The sequence below is a fragment of the Lysinibacillus sp. GW823-FHT02G10 genome (assembly GCF_058797135.1).
This window is the reverse complement of sequence record NZ_JBXAJI010000015.1, coordinates 20,030-31,263: the sequence shown is the minus strand read 5'-3', so window position 1 is coordinate 31,263 and position 11,234 is coordinate 20,030. Positions and strand designations below refer to the sequence as shown.

Annotated in this window: 8 protein-coding genes and 1 other annotated feature; of the genes, 7 read left to right on the top strand and 1 reads right to left on the bottom strand. The window is 37.7% G+C overall.

Annotation, left to right across the window (positions count from 1 at the left end; genetic code table 11):
- Positions 1-253: 253 nt before the first annotated feature.
- The 3 genes from guaB (at position 254) to asnB (ending at position 5,128) form a co-directional block, all read left to right on the top strand.
- Positions 254-1,717 carry an IMP dehydrogenase gene (guaB, locus tag AC1RFD_RS22065; protein ID WP_004233999.1) on the top strand — a complete coding sequence of 488 codons (1,464 nt, stop codon included), beginning with the start codon at positions 254-256 and terminating at the stop codon, positions 1,715-1,717.
- A 141-nt stretch (positions 1,718-1,858) separates the two neighbouring features.
- Positions 1,859-3,190 (top strand): D-alanyl-D-alanine carboxypeptidase family protein, encoded by a 1,332-nt coding sequence (locus AC1RFD_RS22060; protein WP_081010913.1) that lies wholly within the window; start codon positions 1,859-1,861, stop codon positions 3,188-3,190.
- A gap of 99 nt (positions 3,191-3,289) precedes the next feature.
- Positions 3,290-5,128, top strand: coding sequence for an asparagine synthase (glutamine-hydrolyzing) (gene asnB / locus AC1RFD_RS22055; protein WP_492475272.1), 1,839 nt, complete (start codon positions 3,290-3,292; stop codon positions 5,126-5,128).
- Positions 5,129-5,143: 15 nt separating this feature from the next.
- Here the strand turns inward: asnB and pdxR are convergent, their stop codons facing one another.
- Positions 5,144-6,562: a MocR-like pyridoxine biosynthesis transcription factor PdxR gene (gene pdxR, locus AC1RFD_RS22050; RefSeq protein ID WP_083225388.1), complete on the bottom strand. Its 1,419-nt coding sequence runs from the start codon at positions 6,560-6,562 to the stop codon at positions 5,144-5,146.
- A gap of 102 nt (positions 6,563-6,664) precedes the next feature.
- On the opposite strand from pdxR, the gene pdxS reads away from it, so the two are divergent.
- The 4 genes from pdxS (at position 6,665) to AC1RFD_RS22030 (ending at position 11,215) form a co-directional block, all read left to right on the top strand.
- Positions 6,665-7,549 carry a pyridoxal 5'-phosphate synthase lyase subunit PdxS gene (gene pdxS, locus AC1RFD_RS22045; RefSeq protein WP_492475271.1) on the top strand — a complete coding sequence of 295 codons (885 nt, stop codon included), beginning with the start codon at positions 6,665-6,667 and terminating at the stop codon, positions 7,547-7,549.
- Position 7,550: 1 nt separating this feature from the next.
- Complete coding sequence (gene pdxT / locus AC1RFD_RS22040) at positions 7,551-8,114, top strand: pyridoxal 5'-phosphate synthase glutaminase subunit PdxT (RefSeq protein ID WP_048390983.1); 564 nt, start codon at positions 7,551-7,553, stop codon at positions 8,112-8,114.
- Between the two features lie 49 nt (positions 8,115-8,163).
- Positions 8,164-8,383, top strand: a binding site (T-box leader).
- A 75-nt stretch (positions 8,384-8,458) separates the two neighbouring features.
- Complete coding sequence (gene serS / locus AC1RFD_RS22035) at positions 8,459-9,739, top strand: serine--tRNA ligase (RefSeq protein ID WP_048390985.1); 1,281 nt, start codon at positions 8,459-8,461, stop codon at positions 9,737-9,739.
- Between the two features lie 141 nt (positions 9,740-9,880).
- On the top strand, positions 9,881-11,215 hold the full coding sequence (locus AC1RFD_RS22030; protein ID WP_387256519.1) for a sigma 54-interacting transcriptional regulator: 1,335 nt from the start codon (positions 9,881-9,883) through the stop codon (positions 11,213-11,215).
- Positions 11,216-11,234 lie beyond the last annotated feature (19 nt).

The window sequence follows — 11,234 nt, the reverse complement described above, 5'->3', positions numbered from 1 at the left end:
ATGCTGGCTGTTTTTTTACTTTCTCTTTTGATAACTTTTAACTCTACTAAAGAGATTGTTCAAAATTGTTTTCTGAATTTAAAAAATGCAAATAAATGCCTCGAAAATGTAGTTAATTATTTGTATTGTTTATCTTAATTGTTATTTGTTAAAAATCTGAATTGTCTTTCTTTTATAAGTTCCTTGACAGTAGCAGTCCACGTTGTTAATCTTACAATTAATATTCTTTTAACTATAGGAGGAAGTTACGAAAATGTGGGAGACTAAATTTGCCAAAGAAGGTTTAACTTTTGATGATGTATTATTAGTACCAGCTCATTCCGAAGTACTACCGAAAGATGTTGATTTATCTGTTCAATTAACACCAAAGATTAAATTAAACATCCCAATGGTCAGCGCAGGTATGGATACAGTTACAGAGTCTAAAATGGCGATTGCTATGGCACGTCAAGGCGGTATCGGTATTATTCATAAAAACATGGGGATTGATGAGCAAGCTGAACAAGTAGAAAAAGTAAAACGTTCTGAAAATGGTGTTATTACAAACCCATTCTTCTTAACTCCGACACATCAAGTTTTCGATGCTGAGCATCTAATGGGTAAATACCGAATCTCTGGTGTTCCTATTGTTGATAGTATGGAAAATCAAAAGCTAGTAGGGATTATTACAAACCGTGATTTACGTTTTATCTCTGACTACTCTTTAAAAATTGAAGATGTAATGACGAAAGAAGATTTGATTACAGCACCAGTGGGAACGACTTTAGAGGATGCTGAAAAAATTCTTCAACAATATAAAATCGAAAAACTTCCAATTGTAGATGAAGAAGGTAGATTAACTGGACTAATTACAATTAAGGATATCGAGAAAGTGATTGAATTCCCGAATGCTGCGAAAGATACACATGGCCGTTTATTAGTAGGCGCGGCAGTTGGTGTATCAAAAGATACGATGGTACGTATTGAGAAGCTTGTTGAAGCACAAGTTGACATTGTTGTAATCGATACGGCCCATGGTCATTCAGAAGGCGTATTACAAACAATTCGCTCAATCCGTGAGACTTACCCTGAGCTAGAAATCATCGCTGGTAATGTTGCTACAGGAGAAGGCGCACGTGCATTATTTGAAGCAGGAGCAGATGTTGTTAAAGTAGGTATCGGTCCTGGTTCTATTTGTACTACACGTGTTGTAGCAGGTGTAGGTGTACCACAAATTACAGCAGTATATGATTGTGCTACAGTAGCTCGTGAGCTAGGTAAAACAATAATTGCTGATGGTGGTATTAAATACTCTGGTGATATCGTAAAAGCTCTAGCAGCTGGAGGCAACGTTGTAATGCTTGGTTCTCTTCTAGCAGGTACATCTGAATCTCCTGGAGAAACAGAAATCTTCCAAGGTCGTCGCTTTAAAGTTTATCGTGGTATGGGTTCTATCGGCGCAATGGAAAAAGGTTCTAAAGATCGTTACTTCCAAGAGGATGCAAAAAAATTAGTACCTGAAGGTATTGAAGGCCGTCTTCCTTATAAAGGACCATTAGCTGATACAATCTACCAACTGATTGGTGGTATTCGCGCTGGTATGGGTTATTGTGGAGCTCCACATCTGGAGCACCTACGCGAGAATGCACAATTTGTTAGAATGACAGGTGCTGGTCTTCGTGAATCACATCCACATGATGTACAGATTACAAAAGAATCACCAAACTATTCCATGTAATATATTACTTGCAACTTTTATGCTTTCGCATCGTCTACAAAGATGGCGCGAGAGCATTTTTTTATGGTAGAGAGTCAACACGTTTGTTGTTATCTATGATAAAATGTCGAGGACAAGATTATTTTTTGGAGGGCTTTAAAGGTGAAAAAGAAAATGAACACCGTATTACGCTTACTCCTAATTCCTGTTTTATTATTTAGTATTTTTGCAGGTATTCCTGCAAAGGCAAATGCGGAAACAGATTTAGGATTAACAGTGGATGCTGCGATTTTAATTGATGCAGATTCAGGGAAAATTTTATTTGAACAAAATGCAGATACTTCACTAGGTATTGCAAGTATGACAAAGATGATGACTGAATACCTGTTATTGGACGCGATTGATGCAGGGAAAGTTAAATGGGATCAAGAATATCACGTAACAGATTATACGTATCGTATGTCTCAAAATCGTGCATTAAGTAATGTACCTTTACGTAGAGATGGCTCTTATACGATTCGTGAGTTATACGAGGCAATGGCAATCTATTCAGCAAATGCAGCAACCGTAGCTATTGCTGAAACGATCGCAGGTTCTGAAACTGAATTTTTAAAGTTAATGAATAAAAAAGCAGAAGAACTTGGTTTAGAGGGCTATAAATTTGTCAACTCTACTGGTCTTAATAATGCTGATTTATTTGGTATGCATCCATCAGGCACAGGCCCAGAAGATGAGAATGTGATGCCTGCAAAATCTGTAGCAAAATTAGCATATCATTTATTAAAAGATCACCCAAAGGTATTAGAAACATCTAAAATTGCAAAAAAGACATTCCGTGAAGGAACAGAAGATGCAATTAAAATGTCTAACTGGAACTTTATGTTACCGGGGTTAGTGTATGAATATCAAGGTGTAGATGGATTAAAGACAGGTACAACAAACTTTGCAGGTCACTGCTTCACAGGTACTGCAGAGCGCAATGGTACTCGTTTGATTGCAGTTGTAATGAAAGCTGTTGATGCAAATGGACAAGGGTCCTATGAAGCTCGCTTTGATGCCACAGCGAAATTATTTAACTACGGCTTTTCACAATTCTCAAAGCAAGAAATTTTACCAGGGAACTATACATTCAAAGATCAAAAAACAGTTAAAGTGACAAAAGGTAAAGAAGACAAAGTATCGATTGCAGTAAAAGAACCAATTTCATTTATGATTAAGTCTTCTGATAAAGACTTATATAAACCTACATTGGTTTTAGATAAAAAGAGTTTAGAGGCAGACGTTAAAAAAGGCACTGTTGTAGGAAAGGTCGTTATTGAACGCACAGAAGGCACAGATTACGGCTTTATCGATGGCAAGGATATTTCATCCGATGTTGTCACAACAGAGGCTGTAGAGCGTGCTAGCGGTATCTCATTGTTCTTCCAAGGTGTAGGTAACTTCTTCGGTAATTTATGGGGAGGCATTACAGACTTTGTTGGTGGATTGTTTTAATATTTAAATACGAGCACATGAATGCACTTAAGCATTCATGTGCTTTTTCACATTTTTACACGCTATAGCATACGCTAATAGGCGAAAGGATGTGGCTAAATGTGTGGCATTACAGGCTGGGCTAGTTTTCAAAAGGACTTAAGAACAAGTGACACAATATTAAAATCGATGACGCAAACATTAAATAAGAGAGGGCCAGATGATGAAAATATTTGGTGTAGTGAGCATATTGCATTTGGCCATCGACGGTTGGCTGTTATTGATTTAATCGGTGGCAAACAGCCAATGAAAAAAATCCATGATGGTTTGAACTATGTCATTACATATAATGGCGAACTTTATAATACAGAGGAGCTACGTAAGGAACTTCAAAAAAGAGGGCACAGCTTTACAACACAATCAGATACTGAAGTACTATTAACTGCCTATATTGAATGGAAAGAGCAGTGTGTAGAATTTCTAAATGGTATTTTTGCCTTCGGTGTTTGGGATGAGCAAACACAGTCTTTATTTTTGTGTCGAGACCGACTAGGCGTAAAACCATTGTATTATACAGAGCAACAAGAAGGTGTACTTTTTGCATCTGAGGTGAAGGCTCTGCTAGCACACCCCACGGTTCAAGCATGTGTAAACGTTGAAGGGTTGGCAAGTATGATGGCTGTAGGACCTTCTAGAGCGCCAGGTAAAACCCTTTTTCAAAATATTGAAGAATTACGACCTGGCTATGCTATGCGATTCTCTAGAGAAGAAGGTTTAAGAAAGTGGCCGTATTGGCAACTACAAAGCCGTAGACATGAAGAAACATTAGGAGAAACAATTGAACATGTTGGTTTTTTGTTAACGGATGCTATAGAACGTCAGCTAGTTTCGGATGTACCCATTTGTACGTTTCTTTCAGGAGGACTAGATTCCAGTATTATTACAGGCATTGCAGCAAATAGATTCCAACAGCAAAACCATCAATTGCATACGTATTCTATTGATTATGAAGATAATGAGCGCTTCTTTAACCCACATTCTTTCCAGACCTCTACGGATACGTACTGGATTCAAAAAATGACAGAAACTTTCAAGACAGCTCACCACGCAGAGGAAATCACTCAGCAACAGTTAATTGATTTATTAGTGGAATCGGTCATTGTTCGTGATTCCCCAGGTATGGCAGATGTAGATTCTTCGTTATTATGGTTTTGTCGTGAAATAAAAAGGGAATTTACTGTAGCGCTATCAGGAGAGTGTGCAGATGAAATTTTTGGTGGTTATCCATGGTTTAAAGATAGGACTACTGGTTTCCCTTGGATCCGTTCATTGTCTGAAAGAAGTGCATTACTCCAAGAGAAGTGGAACAAAAAATTAAAAATTGAAACCTATGCACAACAACTATATTTACAAACAATAGCTGAAGTTCCTTTGCTAGATGGAGAAGGTCTAGCAGAGGTAAAGCATCGTGAAATGTCCTACTTAAATATGCTATGGTTTATGCAAACATTATTAGAGCGGAAGGATCGTATGAGTATGGGGGCAAGTTTAGAGGTACGTGTCCCTTTTGCAGATCATCGGCTTGTAGAATATGCCTGGAATATTCCGTGGGAAATGAAGAATTTAGATGGAATAGAAAAAGGATTACTTCGAAAATCAATGGCACATCTATTGCCGAATGAAGTGTTATATCGTAAAAAAAATCCTTATCCAAAAACATATCATCCTGTCTATACAGCAGGAGTGCAAAAATGGTTGAAGGAAATTCTACATGATAAAAATTCAATTTTGCATGAACTATTTGAACGACAAAAGCTTGCGGAGTTAATTGAATCGGGAGGTAGCTCTTTTAAGGTTCCGTGGTATGGGCAATTAATGGCAGGTCCCCAGCTTTTAGCTTATCTAGGGCAAATTCATACTTGGTTTGAGCATTATCAAATTCAATTAATTGAGACTTAATATAAAACGACCCATCTACGTAGATGGGTCGTTTTTTTGTATACTCCAGCAATCCATCAACTGCTCAATGGATGATTCGATTGCTTGTACGGGAATCCCTCCAAAACCTAATAAAAATTGAGCTTGTGAAGATTCATAATGATCTAGTCTATAGGCTGATAATGGATAAATACCGATCTCTGCTTGAGAGGCAAGCTGTTGTAATTGTTTTTCTGAGAATGTGTGTTGAACCTCTAATAAAATATGCATACCCGCTTGTTCACCAGTAATGTTAATGGATGATGAATATTTTTCTAAAATAGAAGTTAGTTTATCATGTTTTTTACGATAAATTTTACGCATACGATTGAGATGCTTTGCAAAATGCCCATCACCCATAAAATTTGCCACAATATGCTGATCAAAACGAGGCACCGTTGATGAGTAATAATTAAAGACATCGTTATAAGTAGCAAGTAGTTTAGGTGGAAGTACAAAATAAGCTACTCGCAAGGATGGCATTAAAGATTTAGTAAAAGTACTCATGTAAATAACTTTATCGTTTCGATCTAATGCGTGTAGGGCAGGAATTGGTTTACCAGCATAACGAAATTCCGAATCATAATCATCCTCAATAATATAACGAGAGGTGCTTTGTGCCGCCCAATTTAAAGCTTGTGCTCGTCTTGTAGCAGATAATACAGCCCCAGTTGGGAATTGATGTGAGGGTGTAATATACACAACATTAGCATTTGTTTCTTCAAGATCATGAATAATTATGCCCTCTTCATCAACTGCAATTGGATAAACTTTTCGTTTATGCTGCGAAAACATTCGATGGACGGCAGGGTATCCTGGGTTTTCTAATGCAAAGCTGGTGTCCTCACTAAAAAGACGGAGAATCATAGGGAGGAGCTGCTCCGTCCCTGAACCAATAACAATTTGTTCAGGGTGGCATACAACACCACGGGATTGATATAAATAATTAGCAATCTCTGTGCGTAAAGACAGTTCACCTTGTGGTTCCCCTGTTAATAATAGCTCCTTTGAGGTATCGTCAAAAAGCTCTTTTGCATACTTTCTCCATGTTTGAAATGGAAAAGCATCGATATCAATAGATCCTGGATTAAAATCGATTTTGTAAGACTTTTTCTTAGGATGTTCATTAATGGACGCCACAGTATCTTGTTGAATGTAGGGCAGTTCATCTATTTCTTCTACAAAATAGCCAATACGTGATTTGGACATAATATAGCCTTCAGCTAAAAGCTGAGCATAGGCAATTTCAATTGTTGTTTGGGAAATGTTTAAAAAATCAGCTAATTTTCTTTTTGAAGGCAGTTTTTCTCCTACAGTTATTTTTTTAGAAATAATAGCTTCTTTAATACCGTTATAAAGCTGATCATAAAGCGGTTTATCACTATCTCTTTCAAGCTGGAATAAAAGCATATCCATGATCTGGAACCTCCTGACCCTATAAATATTTTAAAAACTGGATATTTTGATATGGTCAATTTCTATTATACTAAACTTCATCATAAAGGTGGAGGTTAGAAAATGAAACAAACAGGTACAGAGCTAGTAAAGCGTGGAATGGCAGAAATGCAAAAAGGCGGCGTCATTATGGATGTCATTAATGCAGAGCAAGCAAAAATTGCAGAAGCTGCAGGTGCTGTAGCAGTTATGGCATTAGAAAGAGTACCGTCAGATATTCGGAAAGCAGGTGGCGTTGCACGCATGGCCAATCCTCGTATTGTTGAGGAAGTGATGGGGGCTGTAACTATTCCTGTGATGGCCAAAGCACGTATTGGTCATATTGTTGAAGCACGTGTCTTAGAAGCAATGGGTGTTGATTATATTGATGAAAGTGAAGTTTTAACACCAGCTGATGAAGAATACCATTTATTAAAAAGTGAATACACAGTACCGTTTGTGTGTGGCTGTCGTGATTTAGGAGAGGCAACCCGTCGTATCGGGGAAGGTGCCTCGATGTTACGAACTAAAGGTGAACCAGGTACAGGGAATATTGTGGAGGCCGTTCGCCATATTCGTAAAGTAAATGCACAGGTTCGTAAAGTCGTAGGAATGACAGAGGATGAATTAATGACAGAGGCGAAATTACTAGGAGCTCCTTTCGAGTTATTAAGAGAAATTAAACGTCTTGGTCGTTTACCAGTAGTAAACTTCGCAGCAGGAGGAGTGGCAACGCCTGCTGATGCAGCCTTAATGATGGAACTTGGAGCTGATGGCGTTTTCGTTGGTTCAGGTATTTTTAAATCTGAGAACCCTGAAAAATTTGCACGTGCCATTGTAGAGGCGACTACTCATTATAAAGACTATAAGCTTATTGCGGAAATATCAAAAGAGCTCGGAGTGCCAATGAAGGGGATTGATATTGCACAGCTTGGACACAACGAGCGTATGCAAGAGCGAGGTTGGTAGCATGAAGCGAATTGGTGTATTAGCATTACAAGGAGCAGTTCGTGAGCATATACAAATGTTAGAAGCTCTTGGTTGTGAAGCAATTCAAGTAAAACAAAGAAAGGATTTAGGAAACCTAGATGGACTTGTGTTACCAGGTGGAGAAAGCACAACAATGAGAAAATTGCTGGATCGATTTGATCTGCTAGAGTCAATTCGTGGACTTGCACAGCAAGGATTACCGATGCTTGGTACATGTGCGGGATTAATTTTATTAGCCAAGGATCTAATTGAAGATGAACCACATTTGGCTGTGATGGACGTGACTGTAGCAAGAAACTCATATGGACGTCAGGTGGATAGCTTCGAAGTACAACTAGATATTCCTAAAGTAGGTGTAGGGATTCCAGCAGTATTTATTCGTGCACCTCATATTGAAGCGGTAGGTAAAGGTGTTGAAATTCTTGCACAACATGAAGGGAAAATAATCTTGGCACAAGATGGCCATTTATTGGGTTGTTCGTTTCATCCCGAATTAACAGAGGATACACGAATTCTTGAATATTTTGTAACCTCTATGGTATGACTTGCAAAATTTGTTTTCATATAGTACAGTATGTTTAAATTTTAAATAACTGAACACGATGATGGGAAGTAGTAGCAAGCACGTTTTTTTTAGAGAGTCAGCGGTTGGTGGAAGCTGATAAAAGCACTTGTGAATCCGTCCTGGAGTTGCACAGTCGAAGTGAATGAAGTAGGCTGTAGCCGGCTGAAATGCCGTTATGAAATAAGTGGATTAGGCAGAAATATGTCTAGTCAATTAGGGTGGCAACGCGGGTAGCTCTCGTCCCTTTTTAGGGATGAGGGCTTTTTTGTGTTCATTTCGCTGCAACGATTTTCCATCATGAAGAAACTATTGGAGGTATGAAGATGTTAGATATTAAACGCGTCCGTGAGAATTTCACGGAAATTAAAGAGATGTTATTAACACGTAATGAAGACTTGGGAAACTTAGATGACTTTGAAGACTTAGATGCAAAACGTCGTGAATTGATTGCCAAAACAGAAGAATTAAAAGCAGAACGCAATAAAGTGTCTGAACAAATCTCAGTTATGAAACGCAACAAAGAAAATGCTGATGAAGTCATTGCTCGTATGCGTCAGGTTGGCGATGAAATTAAAGAATTAGATGTACAATTAAATGATGTTGAAGAACGCTTTAAAGATATGATGATGCGTTTACCAAACATCCCACATGAATCTGTACCAGTAGGCACAACAGAGGATGACAATGTTGAAGAATATACGTGGGGTGAAATTCCGACATTTGATTTTGATATTAAAGCACACTGGGACCTTGCTACGGATTTAAAAATTGTAGACTTTGAACGCGGCGCGAAAGTAACAGGTAGCCGTTTCTTATTCTATCGTGGTCTTGGTGCTCGTTTAGAACGAGCATTAATGACATTCATGATGGATTTACATGCAGAGGAGCATGGTTACGAGGAAATGCTACCACCTGTCATTGTTAATCGAGATAGCCTAACAGGTACAGGGCAACTTCCGAAATTTGAGGAAGATGTATTCAAATTAGAGGAAACAGATTATTTTATGATTCCAACTGCAGAAGTACCAGTAACGAACTTCTATCGAGATGAGATTTTACCGGCTGAAGCTTTACCACAAGGCTTTGCAGCGTATAGTGCTTGCTTCCGTTCAGAAGCGGGATCTGCAGGTCGTGATACACGTGGTTTAATTCGTCAACACCAGTTCAATAAAGTAGAATTAGTACGTTTTGTAAAACCAGAGGAGTCATACGAACAATTAGAGCTATTAACAAGTCATGCAGAAAAAGTATTACAATTACTAGGCTTACCATATCGTAAGTTAAAAATGTGTACAGCTGATTTAGGTTTTACTGCAGCGAAAAAATATGATTTAGAAGTTTGGATTCCTGCACAAAACATGTACCGTGAAATTTCTTCTTGCTCTAACTTTGAGGATTTCCAGGCACGACGAGCAAATATCCGCTTCCGTCGTGAGCCAAATGCAAAACCAGAATATGTGCATACATTAAACGGCTCAGGTCTTGCCATTGGCCGTACAGTTGCTGCTCTTCTAGAAAACTACCAACAAGCTGATGGCAGCGTAGTAATTCCTGAAGTTTTAAGACCTTATATGGGTGGTAAAGAAGTAATCGCACCAAAATAAACGACAGATAAAGCTATTTTAGACAATTCCTTTATGGATGTTCTAAAATAGCTTTTTTGTGTTGCTAAAATTGAAATCTCTCATAATTTTTGAAAATTCGTTATAATGGGTAATATTCATGGGGACAAGGGGGAGAAATTCATGGAATTGCAACAATTTGCACAGGCTTTCAGTGAATTTGATAATGTTTTAATTACAGATGATAAAGGCTGTGCAATCTTTTATGATTTAGCAGATTTAAATATATTATTGGAAATCGGCTTAACACCAGATGAATTTTTTCACAGCACAGTGACTGATAATTATCAAAATTTATCACCTGAGACAAGTACTGTTTTTCAAGTCATACAAACAGGGCAGCCAGTTTTATACTATGAACAACAACTGACAACATTGAACGGATTTAGTTATTTATCACTGAGTTCGACCTATCCCATTATGGAGCATGGAAAAGCCATTGGTGCCATTGAATTTTCAAAACATTTTTATGAAACTAAGCAAATTAAATACTTAGATAATTTCCTGGGACATAAATTATATCGAGATAATCATACAACCTATCGTTTAGAGGATTACATTACAACAAACGCCGAAATGAAAACTCAACTTGAAAAGGCACGTCGTAGTGCTCAAAAAAGTGCACCAGTTTTACTAACTGGGGAAACTGGAACTGGGAAAGATATAATCGCACAAGGCATACACAATGAAAGTGAACGCTATACAAAGCCGTTTATTACTTTGAACTGCTCAACATTAACAGAGGATAATATATTTACTCAGCTATACGGCTCGGGCAATGAAGCAAAAAGTGGAAAGTTACAGGAGGCTAATGGAGGAACGCTACTCATTGACCACCTTAATTTATTGGATATATCTTTGCAGGCGAAACTTTTACATGCGGTAGATATAAAAGTGTTAAATGGTGAGCCCTTGGATATACGGTATATTACTACTGTCAATGAAGATGTGGACAAACTATTAGCTGAAAAAAGGCTACGCGAGGACTTATTTTATCGCTTAAATGTTCTTCAAATTGATTTGCCACCGCTAAGATTAAGGAAGGAAGATATTCCACTTATCCTTGATTTTTATATACAATTTTACAATGAACATACACTACAGAAAAATGTAAGCTATTGTAATGAAGTAATTCAGTTATTTTATGCCTATCATTGGCCTGGGAATGTGCGTGAACTAAAAAATGCCCTTGAATCGGCATATAATAATTTGCTTGGTGATGAAATACTTGTTGAACATGTTCCAGAGAGGATTAAAAAAAATGTTCAACATTCAACTCAATCGATCATGCAAAACAACCAATCTGGACATTTACGAGATTTAACGGAAGCCTACGAGCGTCTAATTATAGCGGAAAAGTTGCGTGAAACTGATGGACGATTAGCGGAAACAGCTAGACGTTTAGGTATTTCTCGTCAATTACTAAAATATAAGTGTTTAAAATATGAATTGTTGTAAAAAAAATTTTACAAAAAGG

Coding starts and splice junctions, on each gene's coding strand:
- guaB (WP_004233999.1), top strand. CDS start 254: ATGTGGGAGACTAAATTTGCCAAAGAAGGTTTAACTTTTGATGATGTA.
- asnB (WP_492475272.1), top strand. CDS start 3,290: ATGTGTGGCATTACAGGCTGGGCTAGTTTTCAAAAGGACTTAAGAACA.
- pdxR (WP_083225388.1), bottom strand. CDS start 6,562: ATGGATATGCTTTTATTCCAGCTTGAAAGAGATAGTGATAAACCGCTT.
- pdxS (WP_492475271.1), top strand. CDS start 6,665: ATGAAACAAACAGGTACAGAGCTAGTAAAGCGTGGAATGGCAGAAATG.
- pdxT (WP_048390983.1), top strand. CDS start 7,551: ATGAAGCGAATTGGTGTATTAGCATTACAAGGAGCAGTTCGTGAGCAT.
- serS (WP_048390985.1), top strand. CDS start 8,459: ATGTTAGATATTAAACGCGTCCGTGAGAATTTCACGGAAATTAAAGAG.
- AC1RFD_RS22030 (WP_387256519.1), top strand. CDS start 9,881: ATGGAATTGCAACAATTTGCACAGGCTTTCAGTGAATTTGATAATGTT.